Here is a 23,325-nt window from a genome sequence, read left to right as displayed (position 1 = left end):
TCACAGATACAGACAATGATAAGCCATTTATCACAAAACGTAATGGTTACGATTTAAATTGTATGGTCTTTTTTCCTTTTTGTCAACGGTTTTCAATTCAGCTGATCACCACTTTTGTATGTTCAGGGATATTTTCATATATCCATTTCGCATCTGGAATGGTCAGCCTGATACAACCGTGAGATGCTTTCGTTCCTAGTTTTTCTGCTTCCGTTTTGATGACTTTTTGATCCTTTGTCATTGGCACACTATGAAATAGAAATTCGCCGTGGTTTTTCCATGATACCCAGTATTCTGCGCCTTCCTGGTATCCTTCGGAGAAAAACCATTCTCCCCGTTCAGGCTCTACATAAAAGGTGCCCTTTGGCGTAGCATCATCTTTTGTTTGATCAAGACCAGAAGAGATCATCATTGTATAGATAGTGTTGCTTCCTTCCTTGATGTAAGCCTTCTGCTCCTTCACATTCACATCAATCCAGACATGCTTCTGTTTAATATCCGGGTATTCTCCGCCCGAAGGCTTCGTCCAATCAATGCTTGTTTTTGCTGTTTTTCGAACGTCCGTTATGTTTTCGACCGTTTTCTTTGTATTGATACTTGCGTGTTCTTCTGCATGATCGGAGCAGGCTGACAGCAGGCTGACTGGCATAAGAACTGCAATAATGAATAATGAGAGTTTCATATTTTATCCACTTCCTTCGAAAAACACAGCTTCGCATAGGCATCGTGAAGATGGATCGATTCTTCATTTCGGCATTCAATCTCAAAGGCTGACACCCATTCAAGCTCAAACAAATCTGCAGCAATCAGCCGGGCGAGATCCTCAACAAATCTCGGGTTTTCATAGGCCGTTTCTGTCACGGCTTTTTCATCAGGCCGCTTCAATACCGGATGCAGTCTCGCAGAAGCATTTGATTCTGCGGCGTGAAGCAAATCAGCTTTAACATCACTTGGCAGCGATGCGGCCGGGTGAATATCCGCCCAAATGCTGACCGTTCCCCTCTGATTATGGGCACTGTATTCGCTGATTTCCTTGGAGCAAGGGCACAGAGTCGTTACTTTTGCTGAGATGCCGGCACGCTGTTTAAACGGCTGATCTTTGCGATAGGTGACAGACATGAATATATCAGCATGCATCAAACCCGCTTTCTCAAGCTTCGGGCTTTTCCGTTCGAAAAACCACGGAAACCTCACTTCAACTGTGGCAGATGATGTGTCCATGTTTTCTGCAAGCTCTTTCGTAAATTGCTGAAGAGAGGAAAATGAGAGAATCCAGCCATTTTGATGATAGACTTGCAGCAGCTCTGTTAACCGGCTCATGTTAATCCCCTTCTGATTTCTCGGCAAATTACAAGTCATTGTAAAGTTCGCAGCCGTTGTTTGCTCGGCAGGCATCATGGCAGAAGTGATTGTGACTGGATGGGACACATTAGCGACACCTACATGCTGAATGTCAAAAAAATAATCCTTCCTGATATTTTGCAGGTCCTTCATTTTCTCTTTTTCCACTGGTTTCTCGCCTTTGATCGGACTGACCGATCCAAAGTATTGAAGACGCTCCGTTTTTTTCGGGAGCAGCGTATGTTGATTCATTCAGAAAACTCCTCTCACTAACAAATCGTAATAATTACTATTTATTTTGATCGGTTCACTGTTGAAAATCAAGAGAAAATAAAAAAGACACGCACAAACGCGTGTCCGTCAAAATCCTAAACATCCGCCGGGCTGCTTTCCGCGCTCCAGCTTTTCCGCCAGTAATAGCCTGCGGCAAGCACAAGTGCAAACGCCAGCAGCGCGATACAGGAAAACGTGATAAAACCGATAGCATATGTGCCTGTCATCTGTTTGAGAGATCCTAAGATGTTCGGCAGGAAAAACCCTCCGATTCCTCCGGCCGCACCGACGATTCCCGTCACCATGCCGATTTCTTTGCGGAAACGCTGCGGCACGAGCTGGAATACTGCGCCGTTTCCCATTCCGAGCCCCATCATTCCGACAAACAATAGAACAATGACCATTGAAAGAGATGGCAGGCTGCTGACTCCGGCCATACACAGTGCCACGATGACAAACAATACAGAAAGAACTTTCGTGCCGCCGACACGATCCGAAATCAAGCCCCCGACAGGCCGGAAAAAGCTCCCCGCCGCCACACATAATGTAACGAAGTCGCCCGCGTGAATTTTTGACAGCTGGTATTGATCAACAAAGAAAATAGATAAAAAGCTTGAGAGCCCGACAAATCCGCCAAATGTGACGCTGTACAGCAGGCAGAAAAACCATGTTTCCTTTTGCCCGAACACATGCAGATAGCTTTTGAGCGGCTGCGGAGCCGGCTGTGCAGGAGAATCCTTTGCCATGGATACAAAAAGAATAAAGACGATCAATAATGGAATTAGCGCAATTCCCATGACAATGTGCCAGCCGAACTGCTCTGCCAGACGAGGGCCAAACAGGGTTGCAAACAACGTGCCGCTGTTCCCCGCTCCGGCAATCCCCATCGCAAGTCCCTGCAAATGAGGCGGATACCAGCGGCTGGCCATAGGCAGCGCTACAGCAAAGCTTGCCCCCGCCACGCCAAGCAGAATCCCGATGGCATACAGCTCAGTCAGGGAACGGCCGCCGAATGTCCCCCAAAGCAGCGGAATCATCGTCATCAGCATCCCGATCACTGCCGTTTTTTTCGGTCCGATTCTGTCCGTTAAAATACCAAGAATGATACGAAACACAGATCCAGATAAAATCGGCACAGCTACGACAAGCCCTTTCTCAAAAGGAGACAGGCCAAAATCCTGAGAAATATAAACACCCAGCGCCCCAAGCATAACCCATATCATAAAACTGACATCAAAGTATAAAAAGGAACAGAGCAAAGTGAGTGGATGACCGCTAGTTTTCAGTTCCGACAGCTTCATAAGATTCCCCTTTCTAGACCCTCATTATTTTACATTTTCTGAATCAAGGATATAGGACCATTATTTTCTGGAAAAGACATGTGTAAGTTTTTGTGACACGTTTAATGCGTTAACAATGCATTGTGACATAATTTTTAATAGGAGAAAACTTACGAGCTTCGCCAAAGGAGGTCTGATACATGAAGAAACAAAGATTGGTGTTAGCGGGAAACGGCATGGCCGGAATCCGCTGTATTGAAGAAGTATTAAAGCTGAATCGCCACATGTTTGAGATTGTCATTTTCGGAAGCGAGCCGCATCCCAATTACAATCGCATTCTCTTATCCTCTGTATTGCAGGGTGAAGCGTCACTCGATGATATTACACTGAACAGCAAGGATTGGTACGACAAGCACGGGATCACGCTTTACACAGGCGAAACGGTTATTCAGATTGATACAGATCAGCAGCAGGTCATCACAGATCGGAAACGCACTCTGTCGTATGACAAATTAATAGTGGCAACAGGTTCCTCCCCTCATATTCTCCCTATCCCCGGGGCAGACAAAAAAGGTGTCTATGGATTTCGGACAATAGAAGACTGCCAAGCACTGATGAAGATGGCCCAGCACTTTCAAAAGGCTGCGGTAATCGGAGCCGGCTTATTAGGACTGGAAGCTGCAGTCGGTTTACAGCATCTCGGTATGAATGTCAGCGTCATTCACCACTCCGCCGGCATTATGCAAAAACAGCTCGATCAAACAGCGGCGCGGCTGCTGCAAACAGAGCTGGAACAAAAAGGCCTAACCTTTCTTTTGGAGAAAGACACCGTCTCCATTTCCGGCGCCACGAAGGCAGACCGAATCCATTTTAAAGATGGCTCTTCATTAAAAGCAGACTTGATTGTGATGGCGGCCGGCGTCAAACCGAATATTGAATTGGCTGTATCCGCTGGAATCAAAGTGAACCGCGGGATCATCGTGAATGACTTCATGCAGACAAGCGAACCGAATATCTACGCCGTTGGTGAATGCGCTGAGCATAACGGAACGGTGTACGGATTGGTGGCTCCGCTTTATGAGCAGGGAAAAGCGCTCGCCAGTCATATTTGCGGCGTTCCATGTGAGGAATATCAAGGCTCAGCACCATCTGCGGCGTTAAAAATAGCTGGAATCGATGTGTGGTCAGCAGGAAAGATCCAAGAGGATGAACGCACGACGAGCATCAAAATCTACGACGAACAAGCAGGCGTTTATAAAAAAGCGCTTTTTGTAGATGACAAACTGGCCGGCGTTATTTTATTCGGAGACACCCGTGACAAGCAGCGGCTTCTCGACAGCCTGCTTAAACAACGAGACATCTCCATTGTCAAAAAGCAGATCATCGAACCGGAGACAAGCGGCCCTTTATTTGAATCCATGCCTTCCAGTGAAACGATTTGCCAATGCAACACAGTGACGAAAGGCGCGATTGAAGACGCGGTGCACACGAATAGCTTAACAACTGTTGAGGAAGTCAAGCACTGCACCAAAGCCACTGGGTCCTGCGGAGGATGCAAACCGCTCGTTGAAGACCTTTTGAGATACATGACCAACAGCGAATATACGAAGCCCGCCAGCACACCTTCGTTTTGCAGCTGTACTGATTTTACAGAAGACGACATCATCGCTGAGCTTCAGCGCAGGCCATTCACTAATCCGGCAGAAGTGATGAACCAGCTTGACTGGAAAACAAAAAACGGATGCAGTACTTGTGTTCCTGCGATTCAATACTATCTGGAAATGCTGTACCCTGGGTTTGTCCAGCCTGAGCCAGCCACTGAAGAGACATGCATCCTGATTCCGCAAATGTACGGCGGGCGGACAAACGCGGAGCAGCTAAGAACCATCGCCAACATCATTGAGGCATACAGCATTCCCGACGTATCCATCACTCACGGCCAAAGGCTGAAGCTTTCCGGGATCAAGCCTGCGGATCTCCCGAACATGAAAAAAGACCTGAAAATGCCCGTTTACACTAATGAACACCGACACGCGCTGCAAAGCATCAAAGCATGTACATGCGGGCAAAATCGATCGATTCAGCAGCTGGCAGCTCAAATCGAAAGACAACTTGAGATGCTTCCCTTACCCGCTCCCATTTCTATCAGCTTATCATGTGAAACAGACTGCACCGATGCCGCCCTGCAAGATGTCGGCGCAATTCGGACACAAGCTGGCTGGGACATTCACATCGGCGGCGTCCGGGGAACTCATGCCCGTTCAGGAGCTTTGTTTTGCGTGACTGAGAACGAAGACAGCACTGCCGGCATGATCAAAGGACTGATCCAGTATTATCGGGAAACGGCTCATTACTTAGAAGCAGTTCATCAGTGGATAGACCGTCTCGGGATCGTTCATATCAGAGAAGTGCTATTCGAAGAAGACCTAAGGGCACAGCTGCTGGAAAACCTCCAAACAGATCTGTCACTGATTCAAAACCCGACTGTAGAGACGAGCGCATATAAGAAAGGATGAGGCATTTTGACTGAACGACTGCTTAGATATTTCCGTGATAAACAACAAGACGTCCAATCTGAAAAAACATATGACACCCAATGCCCGTTTTGCAGCATGCAGTGCAATATGCAGCTCGTGGAACAAACCATCGTCACACGCAAAAAGTACACTGCGATCGGGATTGATAATCCTACAACACAGGGCCGGCTATGCATGAAGGGCATGAATGCTCACCAGCATGCATTGAACTCCTCTCGCATCACCCGCCCGCTGCTGAAGAAAAACGGCGAGTTTATGCCTGTTTCCTGGGAAGAAGCACTGAATTACATTAAAGACCAAGTGACAATGATACAAGTAGAACACGGCCATGACGCTATGGCGGTATACGGAAGCGCCTCGATTACAAATGAAGAGGCGTATTTGTTAGGGAAATTCGCACGGGTGGGCTTACAGACAAAATACATCGACTACAACGGGAGGCTTTGTATGTCCGCCGCAGCAACCGCAGCCAACCAAACATTCGGCGCGGACAGAGGCTTAACGAATCCCTTATCAGACATTCCCCACACCCGTGTGATCATTCTGGCCGGCACCAATATCGCGGAGTGCCAGCCTACGATTATGCCATATTTTGAAAAAGCGAAAGAAAACGGAGCTTACATCATTGCCATTGATCCGCGTGAAACAGCGACAACAAAAATCGCCGATCTTCATTTGAAAATCAAACCCGGCACAGACGCCGCCCTTGCCAACGGTCTCGTCAAAATCATCATCGACGAACAGCTTATAAACGAGGATTTCATTCAATCACGAACAAATGGATTCGAAGAGCTGAAGCAGCATACTGACTCGTTGGACCTGAATGACATCGCCGAACAGACGAGTGTCCCCCTGGTGGATATAAGAAAAGCGGCTGTAAAGTTTGCCAAGGAAACGTCCGGCATGCTGTTTACAGCCCGCGGGATTGAACAGCAAACCGATGGAACAGCGGCTGTGAAAGGCTTCTTAAACATGGTGCTGATCACAGGAAAAATCGGCAAACCTTACTCGGGCTACGGGGCGATCACCGGACAAGGCAACGGGCAAGGCGCCAGAGAGCATGGCCAAAAAGCCGATCAGCTTCCAGGCTACCGTTCTATCGAAAACGAAGAACACCGGGCGCATATTGCGAAAGTGTGGGGAATCCATCAGGATGAACTCCCGCGAAAAGGTGTCTCAGCCTATGAAATGATGGAAAAAATCAATGACGGCGACATCAAAGGACTGTTCCTCATGTGCTCCAACCCTGCTGTTTCCAGTCCAAATGCAAATCTCGTGAAAAAGGCTTTAAGAAGACTGACATTCTTTGTCGCAATCGATTTGTTTATTTCTGAGACTGCGAAATACGCAGATGTGATTTTACCTGCCTCCTCTTACTTAGAAGATGAAGGCACCATGACAAATGTAGAAGGACGCGTGACATTAAGAGAAGCAAGCCGGCCATGCCCCGGCGAAGCAAAGCATGATTGGCAGATCATTTGTGATCTCGCATCCGCTCTCGGCAAGGGCCGCTACTTTTCTTATACGTCAGCGGAGGATATTTTCAATGAATTGAGAGAAGCGAGCCGAGGCGGGATTGCCGATTATTCAGGCATCTCATACGGCAGGCTCAGACGTGAAGGCGGCATTCATTGGCCGTGTCCGGAATCTGATCATCCCGGAACTGGGCGCTTGTTTACAGAATCATTTGCTCATCCGGATCAAAAAGCGGCATTAAGTGTGATTCCAAACGAACCATCTGTTCCAAAAGAGAAGCCAACAGCCGATTATCCGCTTTATTTAACGACAGGCAGAGTCATGTCTCACTACTTAACAGGCGTCCAAACAAGAAAAAGCGCCGCCCTTGCCGCGAGACATTTTGAATCGTTTATGGAAATCCATCCGCAAACAGCAGCGACCTACAATATCGAGGACCGTGTACTGGTAAAAATAGAATCGCCGCGGGGAAGCATCACCGTCCGCAGCAAATTATCAGAACAAATCAGAAAAGATACTGTTTTTGTTCCCATCCATTGGGCAGACGCTCAAAATGTGAATGATTTAATCGGAGAAGCCTTAGATCCAGTCTGTAAAATGCCCGGTTTTAAGGTATGCGCCGTCCGAATCAGACCTATTTAAATTTTTCATAAAATTTTTAGAACTTTTCGTATATTTTGTTACATTTTATAACATGTATCTTAAATATTCCTTTTTGCTGTGCTACGCTGGAAAAAACATTGATAAGGAGCGGATCATCTGATGGGAAAAAAACAGCTAGTTCTTGTTGGTAATGGAATGGCCGGGGTAAGGGCCATTGAAGAGATACTGAGTGTTGCTAAAGACGAGTTTCAGATCACAATTTTCGGTGCCGAACCGCATCCCAATTACAACCGAATCCTTTTGTCAAAAGTGCTTCAAGGCGATACAGATATTAAAGATATTACGTTAAACGATTGGGACTGGTACGAAGAAAACAACATTCAATTGTATACAAATGAAACAGTCATCAAAGTGGACACGGAAAACAAAACAGTCATCACAGATGCAGACAGAATCCAGCCTTACGATGAATTGATCCTGGCGACAGGCTCGGTCCCTTTTATCCTTCCGATTCCGGGCGCAGACAAAAAAGGCGTCACAGCTTTCCGGGACATAAAAGATACAGACACAATGCTCGCCGCGTCAAAACAATATAAAAAAGCTGCCGTCATCGGCGGAGGACTTCTTGGTTTGGAAGCAGCTCGCGGACTGCTGAATCTTGGCATGGACGTGTCCGTCATCCACCTTGCCCCATTCCTGATGGAGCGCCAGCTTGATGCAACGGCAGGACGCCTGCTGCAAAACGAGTTAGAAAAACAAGGTATGACCTTTTTACTTGAAAAGCAAACAGAAGAAATTGTCGGTGACGACCGTGTCGAAGGCCTCCGATTCAAGGATGGCACAAGCATTGAAGCTGATTTAGTCGTCATGGCTGTCGGCATCCGCCCAAATACAACGCTCGGGGCCGAGAGCGGCATTCCGGTTAACCGCGGCATCATCGTCAACGATTATATGCAGACTGAAATCCCGCACATTTACGCGGTCGGCGAATGTGCCGAGCACCGAGGAATCGCCTACGGGCTTGTGGCGCCGCTGTATGAACAGGCAAAAGTGCTGGCAAAGCATATGTGCGGCATCGAAACAAAACCGTATGAGGGCTCCGTTCTCTCCACACAGTTAAAGGTATCAGGCGTCGAGGTCTTCTCTGCCGGTGACTTTAACGAATCAGAGGAGAAAAAAGCGATTAAAGTCTTCGATGAGCAGGACGGCATCTATAAAAAAATCGTCCTGAGAGGCAATCAAATTGTCGGTGCTGTTTTATTCGGCGACAGCAGCGAAGGCAATCGCCTGTTTTCTATGATTCAAAAAGAAGCCGATATCTCTGAAACCTCTAAAATATCAATCTTACAGCCCCTCAGCCAGGAAGCAGGCACAAGCATAACCGCAGCGATGAGCGACGATGAAATCATCTGCGGCTGTAACGGCGTGTCAAAAGGTGCGATTATTCAAGCCATACAGGAAAAGGGCTGCTCGTCAACGGACGAAATCAAAGCATGCACCGGCGCATCCCGCTCATGCGGAGGCTGTAAGCCACTCGTAGAAGAAATCCTCCAGCATACGCTCGGATCAGACTTTGATGCGTCAGCGCAAAAAGAATCCATTTGCGGCTGTACCACATTGTCGAGAGATGAAGTCGTAGAAGAAATCAAAGCCAAAGGGCTGTCACATACAAGAGAAGTCATGAATGTGCTCGGCTGGAAAACGCCAGAAGGCTGTTCCAAATGCCGCCCGGCTCTGAACTACTACTTAGGCATGATCAATCCAACCAAATACGAGGATGACCGGACATCCCGCTTTGTTAATGAACGAATGCACGCCAATATTCAAAAAGACGGAACATACTCAGTCGTTCCTCGGATGTACGGCGGCGTGACCAACTCCACAGATTTGCGCAAGATCGCCGATGTCGTTGACAAATATGAGATCCCGCTCGTGAAAATGACAGGCGGCCAGCGAATTGATCTTATCGGCGTGAAAAAAGAAGACCTTCCGAAGGTATGGGAAGATCTTGATATGCCATCGGGCTACGCGTACGGAAAAACGCTCCGCACAGTGAAAACGTGTGTAGGCGAGCAATTCTGCCGCTTCGGCACACAAGACTCCATGGCACTGGGCATTGCGCTTGAGAAAAAATTCGAAGGGCTGAACACGCCTCACAAAGTCAAAATGGCCGTGTCTGCCTGCCCGCGAAACTGTGCGGAATCCGGCATTAAGGACCTTGGCGTTGTCGGCATCGACGGAGGCTGGGAGCTTTATGTCGGCGGAAACGGCGGAACCCATTTGCGTGCCGGCGATTTGCTGATGAAGGTGAAAACAAATGAAGAAGTCTTAGAATACGCAGGCGCTTACCTGCAATATTACAGGGAAACCGCAAACTATCTGGAGCGTACGTCCGCATGGCTTGAGCGCGTCGGTTTATCCCATGTCCAATCCGTGTTAAACGATCCGGAAAAGCGGCAGGAGCTGAACGGCCGAATGAATGAAACACTCTCTGTCCACAAGGATCCGTGGAAAGACTTTTTAGAGGATAAACAAACCTCTAAAGAATTATTTGAAAATGTCGTGACCACATCATAATGACAAAAACAATCATTGAGGAGGAATGGACATGGTAAACAAAGACGTAACAAAAGTATGTATCGGAAAAATTGAAGAATTGCCTGAACAATTAGGCAAAACAGTGTATATTGAAGATAAGGAGCTCGCGGTTTTCAAGCTTTCAGACGGAAGCATCCGCGCCATCGAAAACCGCTGTCCGCATAAGGGCGGCGTCCTGGCAGAAGGCATCGTCAGCGGTGAATATGTTTTCTGCCCGATGCATGACTGGAAAATTTCCTTAGAAGACGGAATCGTCCAAGAACCTGACCACGGATGTGTCAAAACATATGAAACGCTGATCGAAGGAGAACATGTTTATCTCGTATATTGATCAAAAGACCGGATCACTTTTCTAGTGGTCCTTCATTTTTTACAGTGACGGAAGGATGACATGATCATGAAGAACGGAATCGTATATTTCGTGGGAGCCGGACCCGGCGACCCAGGCCTGCTCACCATCAAAGGAAAACAGGCGCTCGAGGAAGCAGATGTGATTTTATATGACCGGCTCGCCAACCCGAAGCTGCTCGAATTTGCATCACCGGACTGCCAGTTTATTTATTGCGGAAAACTGCCAAACCGCCATTTTATGAAACAAAAAGAAATTAACGCCCTGCTGGTTGAAAAAGCATTAAATGGGTTAACCGTCGTTCGCTTGAAGGGCGGAGATCCGAGCGTATTCGGCAGAGTCGGCGAGGAAGCAGATGCTCTTCATGAGCACGGCATTCGCTATGAAATGGTGCCGGGAATCACCTCTGGAATTGCAGCGCCGCTATATGCGGGCATCCCCGTCACGCATCGGGATTTTGCATCGTCTTTTGCCATGATTACAGCGCATGATAAATCATTAAAAGGCACGCCGAACCTTGACTGGGAAGGGCTTGCCCGAAGCGTTCAAACCCTTGTTTTTTACATGGGTGTCAAGAACTTGTCTTATATTTGCCAGCAGCTTATTTCATACGGGAAATCGCCTTCTGTCCCTGTCATTGTCATCCAATGGGGAACGTGGGGCCGCCAGCGGAGTGTGAAAGGAACACTTGAGAACATTCAGCAAAAAGTGCAGGAACACCAGATTACAAACCCTGCGATTATCGTCATCGGAGACATCGTCAACTTTCAAACACACAGCTGGTTTGAAAGCAAACCGCTCATCGGACGGCATTTGATGGTTGTGACTCATGGCGAAGATGAAGACCCGCTTGCAGACAAGCTGCGCGATTCCGGCGCCGATGTCATCGAGTGGCCGAAATGGCGGACCGAAAACATGCCTGTCAATGAAGACATTCTTCGAAAAATTGGCACCTTTGAAGACGTTTTTTTCACATCGCGCCGGGCAGTTTGTGAATTTTTCAGAGCACTGGCTTCTCAGAAAATCGACATCCGCCAGCTGACAGCCAAACTGAGTGCAGCATCTGAGCAAGCAAAGACAGAGCTTGAGAAACGGGGCTTTCTTGTCACCGCCATTCAGCCTAATTCAGAAAAAACTCTGGTTGTTGGGAGCCGCCATGCAGTGGAATTCATGCAAAAGCATGAATCCTGTTCGTTTTATATCACTCATGAAAACGTCATAGATGACCGGTTCACCCACATGATTCAGCGTACCATCAGTGAATCCCCGCTGCACATGGTCATTTGCCCGAACAAGCTGTCCGTTCAGCAATTGATCAATGGTGGCGAACAAATTGGCATTTCGACGGATCCATCAGCAAGCCGGCCTCCTATCGTCTGTATAGGTGATGACTCAGCTGCCGAAGCTTATGGATTCACAGCCGTACAAGAACAGGATGAATTATTTGCTTTCATCCAAAATCAACAAGCGGAAAAAAAACTCCTTCACAGCTGATGGCAAACAGCCCTTTCCCCCAAGGGCTGTTTTATTTATGTACCAATTTTTTATGATGGGTGGAATACATCGCCATATTCTCGGCCTTAGGGTCCAGATAAGCCTTGGCACTGTTGACCGCTGTCGGGCCTTCCGTAAATCCGCCGGCAATCAATCTCAGCTTGCTTTCATAAAAAGCCGCGTCGCCCGCCACAAACACGCCCGGAAGATTCGTTCGCATATGTCTGTCAGCTTTCACCCTTCCTTCTTCAATCTCCAGCCCCCACTCCATCATCGGCCCGAGATCAATTTTGAACCCATGATTAATGATCAGCTCATCAATTTCTATGTCTTTCCTCTGGCCAGACTCAGTATGACAAACGGTCACGCTTTTGATGCCCTCTTCATCTCCGTTCAACTGCTCCAGCCGATAAGGCGTAAGCACCCGCACCGATGATTGCTTCATTTTCGTCACGCTGCTTTCCATTCCGCCGAATTCCTCACGCCGATGAACGACAGTCACAGACGCCGCAATCGGTTCAAGCTCATTAGCCCAATCGACCGCAGTATCTCCGCCGCCTGATATCACCACGCGTTTCCCTTTAAACGCATCGAGCTTCTCCACTCCATAATGAAGATTTTTGCCCGCATATCGGGCCGCATCCTCGCTGTCAAACTCATTGACCTCAAGTGTACCCATGCCGCAAGCCAAAATTACAGTTCTTGTATAGTGCTTTTCCCCTTCAGAACCCGTCAGTACAATGGTGCCGTCATCTAGGCATTCAAACCCGGTCACACGCTGATTCAATACGATATCAGGATCAAACGTTGCCGCCTGCTCCTTCAGCTGCTCGATCAGCTGCTTTCCCGCAATCCCCGGTATGCCGCCGATATCGCGAATGATTTTCTCAGGAAAGAATAAAGACACCTTCCCTCCGAGCTTCGGCAAAAATTCGATTACCTTTGTTTTCAGCTCCCGCATCCCGCAGTAAAAAGCAGTAAACAGCCCGATCGGCCCCCCGCCTATTATCGTAACGTCATATACCTCTTGATTCTCAGCCATCCGTCCTGCCTCCCGTTCACATCTATATCAAATCATTTTAATTGAGAATGAATATCAATACAAAGTATATCATATTTCACGAGCCTGTGTTTATTCATTTCTTCACCTTGTGGTCAATTGCTGAAAACCCTATAATAGGAAAAAACCAATTGGGTGAAACAGATGAAAAGACGAGTCGAAACGATCACCTTCGAAGGACATACACTAGAATATTCAGTGGCTGGAAAGGGTGCCCCCATCCTTGTCATGCATGGCGGGCATTCAAATTGTTACGAGGAATTCGGATACACAGCGTTGATTGAGCAAGGGTATTCCATCATTACGCCTTCAAGGCCCGGCTATGGACGAACGTCAAAAGAAATTGGAAAAAGTCTTGCCAACGCCTGCCGTTTCTATGTGAAATTATTAGATCATTTACAAATCGACAGTGTCCATGTGATCGCCATCTCAGCAGGAGGGCCGAGCGGCATATGCTTTGCCTCACATTATCCGGAAAGAGTAAATACATTGACCCTGCAATCCGCGGTCACCAAAGAGTGGCTCACCCCAAAAGACACTGAATATAAATTGGGGAGAATTCTCTTCCGCCCGCCGGTGGAAAAGTGGATATGGAAGCTGATTTCTTCTTTGAATAACGCTTTCCCGCGTTTGATGTTTCGAGCTATGAGCCCCCAATTCAGCACGCTTCCGTTTCAGCGAATCAAGTCCTTGATGGATGAAAAAGACATAGAAGCATTTCGGAAAATGAACAGCCGGCAGCGCTCGGGTGAAGGATTTCTGATTGACTTGTCACAAACCGCCGCTGTCTCTTTAAAAGACCTGCAAGCCATCATATGTCCCGTGCTGATTATGCAAAGTGTTTATGATGGATTGGTTGGCTTGTCACATGCACATCATGCAAAAGAGCACATTCGTGGCGCTGCTCTCTGTTTGCTTCACTCATGGGGGCACCTGATTTGGCTCGGAAAAGAAGCTGCAGAAACAGACAGTATCCTACTCGGCTTTTTGGAATCCTAACCAAAGTGAAACGATCCTTTCCCTTCCTCCGTCAAACAAGCAGTGCCTTTTTTTCTGGTATCATAAGAAAGGCAGCTTAACATGAGCGGAGGTTTTATTGTGACAGCACAATCATCTTTTCTTCAGCTGAATTCTATTTTTATCAGCATTTTAATAGAAGCCATTCCGTTTATTCTGATTGGCGTCATACTTTCCGGAATCATTCAAATGTTTGTTTCTGAAGAAATGATTGCAAGAATCATGCCGAAAAACCGTTTTCTCGCCGTTTTATTCGGTGCGCTGGCCGGCGTTTTATTTCCCGCCTGCGAATGCGGCATCATCCCGATTACGAGGCGGCTTCTGTTAAAGGGAGTTCCTCTGCATGCGGGCGTTGCTTTCATGCTGACCGCGCCTATCATTAATCCTATCGTTTTATTTTCTACTTATATTGCGTTCGGGAATAGATGGAGCGTGGTCTTTTACAGAGGCGGACTGGCTCTCGCCGTTTCGCTGATCATCGGGGTCATCTTATCCTATCAATTTAAGGATACCCAGCTTTTAAAGCCTGATGAACCCGGGCACCATCATCATCACGGCACCTTGCTCCAAAAACTGGGCGGGACCTTGCGGCATGCCATTGATGAATTTTTCTCCGTGGGGAAATATTTAATCATCGGCGCCTTTATCGCAGCCGCTATGCAGACGTATGTCAAAACATCCACTCTGCTTGCGATCGGGCAGAATGATGTATCCTCTTCCCTCGTGATGATGGGTCTGGCGTTTGTCCTGTCGCTTTGTTCAGAAGTTGATGCGTTCATCGCGTCTTCCTTCAGCAGCACGTTTTCATTAGGATCGTTAATCGCCTTTCTCGTCTTTGGTGCAATGGTGGATATTAAGAATCTATTGATGATGCTTGCGGCCTTCAAAAAACGATTTGTTTTCCTGCTGATTACATACATTGTCGTGATTGTTTTAGCGGGATCACTACTGGTAAAGGGGTGATTGGATGTTTCGTTTATTGGTGCTGATGGGATTTACGTTTTTCTTTTATCATCTGCATGCCTCAGGAAATCTAACAAAATATATCAATATGAAATATGCCTATCTATCCTTTATTGCGATCTTCCTGCTGGCCATTTTGACCGCCGTCCAAGCATATCTATTTATCAAGTCGCCTGAAAAAAGCGGGCATCACCATGACCATGATTGCGGGTGCGGCCATGATCACGAGCATGACCATGAACAAAACAAGCCATTTTATCAGCGTTATTTGATTTATGTTGTTTTTCTTTTTCCTTTGGTGTCAGGCATCTTCTTCCCGATTGCAACGCTTGACTCATCCATAGTCAAAACAAAAGGGTTCTCGTTTAAGGCGATGGAGAGCGGAGATCACTACTCCCAAACACAGTATTTGCGGCCTGATGCCAGCCTTTATTACGCGCAAGACAGCTATGACAAACAAATGAAACAGCTGTTTAATAAGTATTCCAGCAAAAAAGAGATTTCTCTGACCGATGACGATTTCCTAAAAGGAATGGAAACCATCTATAATTATCCGGGTGAATTTCTCGGACGGACGATAGAATTCCATGGATTTGCTTACAAAGGAAACGCAATTAACAAAAATCAGTTGTTCGTATTAAGGTTTGGCATCATTCACTGTATCGCTGATTCCGGCGTGTACGGGATGCTTGTGGAATTTCCGAAGGACATGGACATCAAGGATGATGAATGGATTCACATTAAGGGCACTCTGGCCTCAGAATATTACCAGCCATTCAAGTCAACTCTCCCTGTCGTCAAAGTAACTGACTGGAATACCATTAAAAAACCTGATGATCCTTATGTTTACAGAGGATTTTAAGTGAAGACGAAACCAGTACAAGTACTGGTTTCTTTTTTATTTCTTTTTCATCAGCATCAAATCGAGATAGAGCTGGCACCGCGTTCTGAAATCGCTTAAATCGATCGACGTCATCTCAGTAATCTGTTTGATGCGGTAATTCAATGTATTTTGGTGAATAAACAGCTGTTCTGCCGCTGGTTTTGTTTTGCAGTTGTTGAGGAGATAGATTTCCAAGGTTTTGAGCAGCTCAGTGCTGCTTTCTTCGTCTTTCGCTTTTAATAAAGCTAAATCTTTATTCTCGTATTCTAAAAATTCATTTTTCTGTTCGATGCTTTCTAAATAGCGGTAAATGCCGAGTTTGGCATATTCATATGGAATGTTTTCCTGATTGCCGGTGATTTCTGCGGCTTTGATGACTTCAAGTGCTTCTGTGTAGCTCTTGCCAAGTTTTAATAGGTGATTATATTCGTTTCCGATACCGATATAAATAGGGGTAGGTATTTTTTGAAAGTGAAAATGTGTTAACAGCTTGTTAATAAACTCAGAAGCTGCTGAGGAGACGGAGCTTTTTTGGGAAAAACTCGCTACGACGATGACAATGTTTGATTCGATCGTTAAGACATGACTGACCTTATCCCGTAAATTCAGGTACGACCTGATATTTTCCTTTAAATCCTCAACCGCTTCCCCATCCCCATTTGCGGCGTGCAGGATAACAACTGAAAACATGGAAGGCAGCACGGTGTTGATCCTTTCAGCTTCCCGTCTGAGTTCCTTCTCAGAGGTAAATTGCTGATAGATCGCCCGTTTGATGAGATCCTCTGCTTTTTCTTCCTTTTCCTGTTTCAATTTATTCGTTTTATAAATGATTTTCCCGACATGGAAGGAGGTCTCGTACAAAAAGTCGAGCTCTTCATCCGTCAGATTTTGGTCCAGCTCCTGAATCCAGATGTAGCCCATGACTTCCCCTTTGTGCTTTGCACTCACGACCACCCTCTGGTTTAACCCAATGCTTTCAATTTTATTGACGCGAAAAGGCTCAGGCTCTGTTTTCAATTTTTCAATAATTCCGTCCTTCAGAAACCTCTCAAAAATCTGGACTGGACACTTTTTCGAAAAAATAGTCTGCTGGTTGGCAGAATCAAAATGGTTAATATAGTAAGAATTATAGGCTAACAAAAAGAAATCCGCGCTTTCCAGTATCACTGGCTTTTGCAGTTCATAGCTAATAAAATCAATCAGCTTATCAACATCTGAAAATGAAAAAACTCTCTCTAAAAGCTCTTCCATACCTTTTTCTCCTATACTTTTTTACTTTAATCATATCCATACGGGGTCTTTTTGTATAGAAAAAAATACGTTTGTTTCCAAAAGAAAAAAATGGCCGTTTAAAAGGAGAAAAGAGGAAAAAGGGACAGCCCCTTCCTCCTCCTTTCGATCTTTATTGCGACATTGTATCTTGGTAGTCGTTGAACTGGTCTGTGACAGCTTGTGACGGAGCCTGCGTCAATATGCTGACAAAAAAGACAGATAATAGACTCGCAGCAAAACCAGGTATCATTTCATACAGAAAGTCCGAAAGACCGGCATTCGCCCAAATGATTACAGTCGCTGCTCCCACAATCATGCCGGCGAGTGCCCCCCATTTGGTCATTCGTTTCCAAAACAGACTGAGCAGTACAACCGGCCCGAATGATGCACCGAAGCCCGCCCACGCGTAGCTGACCAATCCAAGGATGGTGTTATTTTTCTCCCAAGCCAGAACCAACGCGACAATTGAAACAGCCAGAACAGCCAGTCGGCCTAAAAACACCAGTTCTTTATCTGAAGCTGAGCGTCTGAACATCGACTTATACAAATCTTCTACCAGAGAGCTTGATGTCACAAGCAGCTGGGAAGAAATTGTACTCATAATCGCGGCCAAAATCGCTGAAATCAGAAAACCCGTGATAATCGGATGGAACAAGATATTCCCTAATTGAATAAAAATCGTCTCTGGGTCCTTCAGTGTCATGCCGCGCTGATGGTAATAAGCGATTCCGCCCAAACCGGTCAGCACTGCGCCTACTGCAGACAAAATCATCCAGCCCATCCCAATTCTGCGCGCTCTTTTGATCTCTTTTACGGACGTTATCGCCATAAAACGCACAATAATATGCGGCTGGCCAAAGTATCCCAGCCCCCAGGCAAACAAAGAAATAATGCCAAGGACGCTCGTTCCTTTGAAAATATTAAACATATCAGGATCTACAGAGCGGATTTCAGCAACTGTATCACCTGCTCCTCCCGTGTGGAAAAACGTAACGATCGGCACAAGAATGAGTGCGGCAAACATAATGATCCCCTGAACAAAATCTGTCCAGCTGACTGCCAAAAAGCCGCCAAACAGGGTATATGCCACAACAACACCCGTCACAATCCACAGGCCGGTGTGATAATCCATCCCCAAGATGCTGTTGAATAAGACGCCGCCGGACACCATTCCGGACGATACATAAAACGTGAAAAAGACTAAAATGACAATTCCTGAAAACAGTCTGAGAAGCTTTGTTTGATCTCCGAAGCGATTTTCCAGGAATCCGGGAATTGTAATCGAATTCCCCGCTTTTTCAGTATAGGTTCTCAGCCGCGGTGCGACGTAAAGCCAGTTCGCCCACGCTCCAAGGCAAAGTCCGATGACGATCCAAGCGCCGCTCAGACCAGTAGAAAACATGGCGCCCGGAAGCCCCATTAGCAGCCAGCCACTCATATCGGCAGCGCCGGCACTGAGAGCAGTTACTGCCGGACCCAAAGAGCGTCCTCCCAGCATGTAATCCGTCAGATTCGACGTACGCTTGTAAGCAAAGTAGCCGATTAGCAGCATTCCCGCCATATAAATACAAATCGAAATAATCAGCTGTGTGTTTTCTATGGCACTTCCTCCTCTTTTTTATAGTATATGGATGAAATGGACACCCCCGCAGGGAGGATGCCCATTTAGTCCCGCTTAGAACATTTCACTGATTGTTTTTGCTTGCATATGCAGAGCTAAGTAATCCGGCCCGCCTGCTTTTGAATCCGTTCCCGACATTTTGAAGCCGCCAAACGGATGGTAGCCGACGATAGCACCTGTACAGTTGCGGTTGAAGTATAGGTTTCCAACATGGAATTCCTGTTTCGCACGCTCGATGTGCTTGCGGTTGTTTGTGATAACCGCGCCTGTCAAACCATATTCAGTATTGTTTGCCACTTCTAAAGCTTCATCAAAGTCTGACATTTTACAAAATGCAACGACAGGTCCGAAAATTTCTTCCTGCATGAGTCTTGCTTTCGGATCAAGGTCAGCGAAGATCGTCGGTTTGATGAAGTATCCTTTCGAATCATCACCAGTACCGCCGCTTACTAAACGCCCTTCCTGTTTTCCGATCTCAATATAGCTCATAATTTTATCATAAGAACCTTGGTCAATGACAGGTCCCATATAAACATCTGCACTGTCAGGTTTAGCTGTTACTTTTGATTCCGTAATTTCAATGACACGCTCTAATACTTGATCATACACTTTTTCATGAACTACTGCACGTGAACCTGCAGAGCATTTTTGTCCTGCAAAGCCGAATGCTGAAGTAAAGATCGATTGAGCCGCTAATTCAATGTCCGCATCCTCATCAACAACAACCGTATCTTTACCGCCCATTTCAGCGATGACACGCTTTAAATGCTGCTGGCCCGGCTGAACCTTCGCCGCGCGTTCGAAAATTCTCGTACCAACTTCTCTTGATCCCGTAAATGTGATAAGGCTTGTTTTCGGATGGTCAACAAGATAGTCGCCTACTTCCGCTCCGCTTCCCGGAACAAAGTTGACTACGCCTTTTGGCAATCCGGACTCTTCAAGCACCTCAACAAATTTTGCTGCAATAACAGGTGTAGCACTCGCAGGTTTCAGAACCACTGTGTTTCCAGTAACGATCGGCGCCACTGTTGTGCCTGCCATGATCGCAAACAAGAAGTTCCAAGGCGGGATAACGACTGTCACTCCAGTCGGCGTGTATACATATTGGTTTTTCTCGCCTTCACGGCTGTTGACCGGTTTGCCTTTTGCCAGTTCGATCATTTGGCGTGCATAATACTCCATGAAGTCAATCGCTTCAGCCGTATCGGCATCCGCCTCGTTCCAAGGCTTTCCTGCTTCTTTCACAAGCAAAGCTGAGAATTCATGTTTTCTTCTGCGGACTTTGGCAGCAGCGCGGAACAGGACAGCCGCTCTCTCTTCAGGAGACGTGTATCTCCACTCTTCAAATGCTTTTGCAGCCGCTTGAATCGCTTGCTCAGCGTGCTCTTGAGACGCTTTTGACACTCGGCCGACGACTTCTTCTTTATCAGCCGGGTTGATTGAAACGATTTTCGCTTCCGTTTCCACTCTCTCGCCGTTAATGACAAGCGGATAGTCTTTTCCTAAATATTCGCTTACTGTCGCAAGCGCTTTTTTAAACGCTTCCACGTTGTTTTGATCTTGGAAATTTGTGAATGGCTCGTGTTTGTAAGGTGTTGTCATGATAATCTCTCCTTTTTTACTTCTTTGTCATTCCTTTGAAAGCAAATGCAATGTTTGACGGACGTTCTGCAAGGCGTCTCATAAAGTAGCCGTACCAATCCTCGCCGTATGGCAGGTAGACTCTCATGTTATAACCTTCTTTTACGAGGCTGAGCTGGGTTTGCGACCGCATGCCGTACAGCATCTGAAATTCAAACTTGTCATTGGCAATGCCATGTTCCTTGGCAAGCTGCTTTGTAAAGTCGATCATTTTGTCGTCATGTGTGGCAATCGCTGTATAGTGACCGTTTAAGAGCTGCTTTCGGATGATTTTTTTGTAATTTTCATCGACATCGCTTTTCTCCGGGAAAGCTACTTTTTCTGATTCTTTATAAGCTCCTTTTACAAGGCGAAGGAACGGGTTTAAAGAATCCAAATCGTCAATGTCTTTTTCCGTCCGGTACAGATAGGCTTGCAGCACTGTGCTCACATGCTCGTATTTCTTTCTGAAATCTTTGAAAATATCAAGCGTTTTCTGGCATCTGACTTCGTCCTCCATGTCAATGGTGACCATGATTTTATGTTTCTCGGCCGTCTGAAGGATTTTTGTCATATTTTCATACACCAAATCCATATCTATATCCAAACCTAAAGACGTCATTTTTAAAGAAACGTGTGAGTTCAGCTCCTGATCCGCGATGGTCGCAATGGTTTGAATGCACTCTTCCGTACGCTCCCGTGCGACCTCGGCGCTGTTCACAAACTCGCCTAAATGATCGACAGTAACTGACAAGCCTTGGCTGTTAAGCTGTCGAATGGTCGGGATTGAACTGTTAAAGTCATTCCCGCCGATAATTTTACCCGCTGCTACCCGACTTCCCCAGTTCCTCGCCATTTTATTGAGAAAGCCGCTTTTGGATAAAAATAAGAAAAAATCTCTTGTGATCACTTCCAACCTCAACACCCCGCAATCTAAGAAGTATTTGTATGAGTTTATTGTAAATGGACAAAACCAGCGTTCACAATATTCTCAAAATACAAAGATTCTGATTATTTTTGTGGGTTTGCCACAATCAGATAGTTAGAAAGTCGGGGGGGGGATTCTGTCGAATAAAGGAGAAAAGGAAGCGACAAAAAACATCAGCTTCCTCCATCCTTCCACACTTCTTCAACCGTATTCAAAAGCAAACGGTTCAATTCAGATGTCATATCTTTTTTCTCTGCCTTCAGTTCTTTTGCCGCTTCCATGATTCTTTCGATTTCCGTTTCAATGAATTGGTGAATAACATCGATTCTTGCTTCGAGGTCAAGCTCTTCCCCTCTTCTTTTCCGTTCAAGCAAGGTTTCCATTTCAGCCTTCAGCTCGGGTTCAGCAACAAGTTCATTCATCAAAACAGTAAAGTCCATTGGCGGTATGGTTCCGTGCTTTTCAATCCATTGGCAGGCCAAAATAGGCCGAAGAACGTAGAAGTACTTTTTAATTTTGACCTCTTGTCCTTGTAGATAATCCTTGACGTTCCTTCTCGCCATATTGATATAGTGATACACGCTTGCTTCAGGCTTAAATGCCTCCGTGCGCAGTTTTCTTAACTGCTCTGCGGTCGTAAATGCTTCATAATACACAATGTCTGAGGACAGCCATTCGAGTAGCGGAGGGTTTGACTTTTTGAAAAGCCGAAGCGTTTTTCTCAGCTCCCAGCCGCTGATATCCAGCAAATCGTGAATCGGTTCCTCAATGACATCACGCTCCTGCTCAATTGAAAAGTACCACTCCTTTTTCGGAACATAAATAAAGCGGACGTCGTAATCACTATCCTGCGAGGGAAATCCCCATGCGCGGCTTCCTGACTCGACGGCATACACGATTTTGACTCCGTATGACTGCTCGATCCGTTTTAATTCATCAATGATTCTTTGTTTCATATCTATTCGTCTCCAGTCTGTTCTCATTCCGGCAGTTTGCAGAAAAAAACCGCCTGATGATATGCGGCGGCTTTTCACATTTATCAGCCTTTAAGATGCTGCTTAAAGAAAGCAAGTTTTTCAGTTTGAAAAGCAGGGATATACTCATGTCCGAAGTAGCGGTACACCTTCAGCTCTTTCTTTGTTTCCAAATGATTGTAGGCGGCAAACACGGTGGACGGCGGCGTGACCTTGTCAATCAGGCCGATTGACATCAGGACAGGCACCTTCACTCGGTCAGCGAGATTCATAATATCGAAATATGAAAGTGTCTTCATCGCCTGCACTTCTGTTTCCGGGCTGCCATTTCTTCTGAAGAAGGAATTGATTTCAAGGTACGGCTGTTCAAGCGCCACATCAATGGCCCGTTCGAAGTTGCTTAAATAAGGATAATCGGCAACCGCGGCTTTTGGAATGTCTGACAGCGCTGCTGCGGCAATGGTTAAACCTCCGCCTTGGCTTCCTCCTGTCACACCGATCCTTGTTTCGTCAACCTCGTCGAAGCTGCTGATGACCTCAAGCGCGCGGACGGCGTCCAAATAAACACCGCGGTAATAGTATGTATCTTTATCAAGAATTCCTTTCGTCATCCAGCCCAAAGCGTGACCGTGCGGTGAAATACTCGTATCCTCGCTGCTCTGCTGGCCGCGGACAAGCATGCCGAATGTGGCGTAGCCATGGAGTGCCCAGTTTACCATTTCATGAATCTCACCATCATAGCTTGCATTGTAGCCATGATATTTCACGATCGCCGGATGCGGGCCTTCCTTGTCAGGCACCGCGTACCATCCGGTAATGCGGGCGTTTCCGAAGCTTTTATATGTGAGACGGTACACTTTTACTCCGTCAGCAGGATAGTCAACCGGCTGTAAATCAGGTTCTGCTTGGACTTTTGCAAGTTCCTCCAAAGACAATTTCCAAAACTCAGAAAAATCTTTCGGTGCTGTTTTTTCAGGCTTATATGTTTGCAATTGGTCGAGCGGCAGATCGAATAGTTGCATTTCCGATTATTCCC

Annotated in this window: 18 protein-coding genes; 8 read left to right on the top strand and 10 right to left on the bottom strand. The window is 46.4% G+C overall.

All coding sequences use genetic code 11. The features are described 5' to 3' along the window. Positions 1-97: 97 nt before the first annotated feature. From MKY50_RS02015 to MKY50_RS02005, 3 genes are all read right to left on the bottom strand, one after another. Complete coding sequence (locus MKY50_RS02015) at positions 98-682, bottom strand: L,D-transpeptidase (protein WP_129138115.1); 585 nt, start codon at positions 680-682, stop codon at positions 98-100. After that, a complete protein-coding gene (gene folE2 / locus MKY50_RS02010) occupies positions 679-1,593 on the bottom strand; it encodes a GTP cyclohydrolase FolE2 (protein WP_003246378.1) in 915 nt (304 codons plus the stop codon). The genes MKY50_RS02015 and folE2 overlap by 4 nt, the downstream gene beginning before the upstream one ends. Positions 1,594-1,709: 116 nt before the next feature. Next, positions 1,710-2,915, bottom strand: a complete 1,206-nt coding sequence (locus tag MKY50_RS02005; RefSeq protein ID WP_032677544.1) for an MFS transporter — start codon at positions 2,913-2,915, stop codon at positions 1,710-1,712. 179 nt (positions 2,916-3,094) lie between these two features. Here MKY50_RS02005 and nasB point away from each other — a divergent pair, with 179 nt between their 5' ends. The 5 genes from nasB to cobA all read left to right on the top strand — a co-directional run bounded on the left by nasB (position 3,095) and on the right by cobA (position 11,951). Further along, on the top strand, positions 3,095-5,410 hold the full coding sequence (gene nasB, locus MKY50_RS02000; protein WP_327842816.1) for an assimilatory nitrate reductase electron transfer subunit NasB: 2,316 nt from the start codon (positions 3,095-3,097) through the stop codon (positions 5,408-5,410). 6 nt (positions 5,411-5,416) lie between these two features. After that, complete coding sequence (gene nasC, locus MKY50_RS01995) at positions 5,417-7,549, top strand: assimilatory nitrate reductase catalytic subunit NasC (protein WP_341116078.1); 2,133 nt, start codon at positions 5,417-5,419, stop codon at positions 7,547-7,549. 120 nt (positions 7,550-7,669) lie between these two features. After that, positions 7,670-10,087 (top strand): NADPH-nitrite reductase, encoded by a 2,418-nt coding sequence (gene nasD, locus MKY50_RS01990; protein ID WP_069322355.1) that lies wholly within the window; start codon positions 7,670-7,672, stop codon positions 10,085-10,087. A 31-nt stretch (positions 10,088-10,118) separates the two neighbouring features. Next, the gene (gene nirD / locus MKY50_RS01985; protein WP_014475751.1) at positions 10,119-10,439 is read left to right on the top strand and encodes a nitrite reductase small subunit NirD; all 321 of its coding nucleotides are present in this window, start codon (positions 10,119-10,121) and stop codon (positions 10,437-10,439) included. A gap of 60 nt (positions 10,440-10,499) precedes the next feature. Continuing rightward, positions 10,500-11,951 (top strand): uroporphyrinogen-III C-methyltransferase, encoded by a 1,452-nt coding sequence (cobA, locus tag MKY50_RS01980; RefSeq protein ID WP_080479505.1) that lies wholly within the window; start codon positions 10,500-10,502, stop codon positions 11,949-11,951. A 31-nt stretch (positions 11,952-11,982) separates the two neighbouring features. Here cobA and ffoR read toward each other — a convergent pair whose 3' ends face one another. Further along, complete coding sequence (gene ffoR, locus MKY50_RS01975) at positions 11,983-12,993, bottom strand: ferredoxin--NADP(+) reductase (RefSeq protein WP_029317199.1); 1,011 nt, start codon at positions 12,991-12,993, stop codon at positions 11,983-11,985. A 162-nt stretch (positions 12,994-13,155) separates the two neighbouring features. Between ffoR and MKY50_RS01970 the strand changes: the two genes are divergently transcribed. The 3 genes from MKY50_RS01970 to MKY50_RS01960 all read left to right on the top strand — a co-directional run bounded on the left by MKY50_RS01970 (position 13,156) and on the right by MKY50_RS01960 (position 15,853). After that, positions 13,156-14,010, top strand: a complete 855-nt coding sequence (locus MKY50_RS01970; protein WP_341116076.1) for an alpha/beta fold hydrolase — start codon at positions 13,156-13,158, stop codon at positions 14,008-14,010. A 99-nt stretch (positions 14,011-14,109) separates the two neighbouring features. Further along, on the top strand, positions 14,110-14,991 hold the full coding sequence (locus MKY50_RS01965; protein WP_072557077.1) for a permease: 882 nt from the start codon (positions 14,110-14,112) through the stop codon (positions 14,989-14,991). 4 nt (positions 14,992-14,995) lie between these two features. Further along, complete coding sequence (locus tag MKY50_RS01960; RefSeq protein WP_003234649.1) at positions 14,996-15,853, top strand: TIGR03943 family putative permease subunit; 858 nt, start codon at positions 14,996-14,998, stop codon at positions 15,851-15,853. A gap of 36 nt (positions 15,854-15,889) precedes the next feature. Here the strand turns inward: MKY50_RS01960 and putR are convergent, their stop codons facing one another. The 6 genes from putR to cah form a co-directional block, all read right to left on the bottom strand. Further along, on the bottom strand, positions 15,890-17,125 hold the full coding sequence (gene putR, locus MKY50_RS01955) for a proline utilization transcriptional regulator PutR (RefSeq protein ID WP_003234651.1): 1,236 nt from the start codon (positions 17,123-17,125) through the stop codon (positions 15,890-15,892). 151 nt (positions 17,126-17,276) lie between these two features. Further along, complete coding sequence (gene putP, locus MKY50_RS01950) at positions 17,277-18,731, bottom strand: sodium/proline symporter PutP (RefSeq protein WP_072175235.1); 1,455 nt, start codon at positions 18,729-18,731, stop codon at positions 17,277-17,279. Positions 18,732-18,821: 90 nt separating this feature from the next. After that, positions 18,822-20,369, bottom strand: coding sequence for an L-glutamate gamma-semialdehyde dehydrogenase (gene pruA, locus MKY50_RS01945; protein ID WP_341116075.1), 1,548 nt, complete (start codon positions 20,367-20,369; stop codon positions 18,822-18,824). 16 nt (positions 20,370-20,385) lie between these two features. Then, entirely contained in the window at positions 20,386-21,297 is a 912-nt protein-coding gene (gene putB, locus MKY50_RS01940) for a proline dehydrogenase PutB (protein ID WP_003246421.1), read from the bottom strand. A 191-nt stretch (positions 21,298-21,488) separates the two neighbouring features. After that, positions 21,489-22,271, bottom strand: a complete 783-nt coding sequence (locus MKY50_RS01935; protein ID WP_003246492.1) for a nucleotidyltransferase domain-containing protein — start codon at positions 22,269-22,271, stop codon at positions 21,489-21,491. A gap of 83 nt (positions 22,272-22,354) precedes the next feature. Next, positions 22,355-23,311, bottom strand: coding sequence for a cephalosporin C deacetylase (gene cah, locus MKY50_RS01930; protein ID WP_003246400.1), 957 nt, complete (start codon positions 23,309-23,311; stop codon positions 22,355-22,357). Positions 23,312-23,325 lie beyond the last annotated feature (14 nt).

This window comes from Bacillus sp. FSL R7-0685, assembly GCF_038002425.1.
In the GTDB taxonomy this organism is placed as follows: domain Bacteria; phylum Bacillota; class Bacilli; order Bacillales; family Bacillaceae; genus Bacillus; species Bacillus subtilis.
The sequence above is the reverse complement of the archived record's forward strand: the minus strand, read 5'-3'. Positions and strand labels throughout refer to the sequence as shown.

Coding starts and splice junctions, on each gene's coding strand:
- MKY50_RS02015 (WP_129138115.1), bottom strand. CDS start 682: ATGAAACTCTCATTATTCATTATTGCAGTTCTTATGCCAGTCAGCCTG.
- folE2 (WP_003246378.1), bottom strand. CDS start 1,593: ATGAATCAACATACGCTGCTCCCGAAAAAAACGGAGCGTCTTCAATAC.
- MKY50_RS02005 (WP_032677544.1), bottom strand. CDS start 2,915: ATGAAGCTGTCGGAACTGAAAACTAGCGGTCATCCACTCACTTTGCTC.
- nasB (WP_327842816.1), top strand. CDS start 3,095: ATGAAGAAACAAAGATTGGTGTTAGCGGGAAACGGCATGGCCGGAATC.
- nasD (WP_069322355.1), top strand. CDS start 7,670: ATGGGAAAAAAACAGCTAGTTCTTGTTGGTAATGGAATGGCCGGGGTA.
- nirD (WP_014475751.1), top strand. CDS start 10,119: ATGGTAAACAAAGACGTAACAAAAGTATGTATCGGAAAAATTGAAGAA.
- cobA (WP_080479505.1), top strand. CDS start 10,500: ATGATCATGAAGAACGGAATCGTATATTTCGTGGGAGCCGGACCCGGC.
- ffoR (WP_029317199.1), bottom strand. CDS start 12,993: ATGGCTGAGAATCAAGAGGTATATGACGTTACGATAATAGGCGGGGGG.
- MKY50_RS01970 (WP_341116076.1), top strand. CDS start 13,156: ATGAAAAGACGAGTCGAAACGATCACCTTCGAAGGACATACACTAGAA.
- MKY50_RS01960 (WP_003234649.1), top strand. CDS start 14,996: ATGTTTCGTTTATTGGTGCTGATGGGATTTACGTTTTTCTTTTATCAT.
- putR (WP_003234651.1), bottom strand. CDS start 17,125: ATGGAAGAGCTTTTAGAGAGAGTTTTTTCATTTTCAGATGTTGATAAG.
- pruA (WP_341116075.1), bottom strand. CDS start 20,369: ATGACAACACCTTACAAACACGAGCCATTCACAAATTTCCAAGATCAA.
- MKY50_RS01935 (WP_003246492.1), bottom strand. CDS start 22,271: ATGAAACAAAGAATCATTGATGAATTAAAACGGATCGAGCAGTCATAC.
- cah (WP_003246400.1), bottom strand. CDS start 23,311: ATGCAACTATTCGATCTGCCGCTCGACCAATTGCAAACATATAAGCCT.